Source organism: Brevibacterium sp. FAM 24630 (assembly GCF_049804075.1).
Classification (GTDB): domain Bacteria; phylum Actinomycetota; class Actinomycetes; order Actinomycetales; family Brevibacteriaceae; genus Brevibacterium.
On sequence record NZ_JBNBZD010000059.1, the window covers coordinates 1 to 1,124 of the forward strand.

Here is a 1,124-nt window from a genome sequence, read left to right on the forward strand (position 1 = left end):
ACAGACGTCATCGACGCGGGACGACACACCGGCATCAGCCATACCGTCGTCGCCGAAGCCGCCGCCAAAGCAACTCCGAAACAACGACAACTCCTCCACGACCTCTTCACCGCCGAACACGCCTCCCGAGCCCATCAGCGCCGCACCCGGCTACTCAAAGCCGCGAAACTGCCCACCCTGAAAACCCTCGACGGGTATGACTGGACAAACATCAAGTTCCCCACCGACTACGGCCGCACTCGACTGACCGACCTCGAGTTCCTGACCACTGGTTCCGACCTCGTCTTCTACGGCGACGTCGGATGCGGGAAAACGCATCTGGCGATCGCTTTAGCCGCTCACGCCTGTCACCGGGGAATACCCGCCAGATTCTTCACCACCGCCAGCCTCGTCACACATCTACGCCGAGCAGCCGATCAAGGACGACTCGATAAGGAACTGGCCCTGCTGGGTAAGAACAAACTGCTCATCATCGACGAGTTCGGATATCTGCCCATCGATACCGAAGGCGCCAGGCTCCTCTTCCAGGTCATCGCCGACGCCTACGAGAAACGCAGCCTCATCCTGACCACGAACCTCGAGTTCGCCCGGTGGGGAACCGTGTTCGGCGACGACAACATGGCCGCAGCAATCATCGATCGCATCGTCCACCACGGCAGACTCCTCCACTTCACCGGCCAGTCCTACCGCGTCAAGAACGCACTCATGAGATGACCCCACCACCAGACACCGAAAGGACACCAACCATGAACTCTGTCAGCACCGACGAGCTCTTCCAACGATGCGAAACCGTCCTCTACGCAGCTGAAACCATCCTGCGCCGAAGCAGTCTCGACGGCCAGATCGCGATCTCATCAGCCGCCCAATTCCTGTTCGGCCCCGATCACCACGGAACTCACTACCAGCGCCTGCTGGCGGAGATCGAAACGCTGAAAGACCAGATTGCGGACCATCAAGGCTGGTAGTAACCACGAAGGTCAGGGCTGCGGACAGATTCCCATCCGCAGCCCTGCACGGGTAGGCACGTTCCCCGTATCGGACGCGGAGCTCACACGGCTGGAAACCATGCTCGCCTGGCTGGATTTTCGGCGCTCTTTTGGCCGGAAAAAAGTTGACAAAACACA

At 59.9% G+C, this 1,124-nt stretch carries 3 protein-coding genes; all 3 read left to right on the forward strand.

Going from position 1 to position 1,124, the window contains the following annotated elements; translation table 11 throughout:
• On the forward strand, positions 1-714 hold a 714-nt coding region (gene istB, locus ACPUD7_RS17675), incomplete at its 5' end, for an IS21-like element helper ATPase IstB (protein ID WP_425120642.1).
• Positions 715-746: 32 nt separating this feature from the next.
• On the forward strand, positions 747-965 hold the full coding sequence (locus ACPUD7_RS17680; RefSeq protein WP_135542787.1) for a hypothetical protein: 219 nt from the start codon (positions 747-749) through the stop codon (positions 963-965).
• A partial coding sequence (locus ACPUD7_RS17685; protein ID WP_205683417.1) for a hypothetical protein occupies positions 943-1,124 on the forward strand: 182 nt, incomplete at its 3' end. The genes ACPUD7_RS17680 and ACPUD7_RS17685, both read left to right, overlap by 23 nt.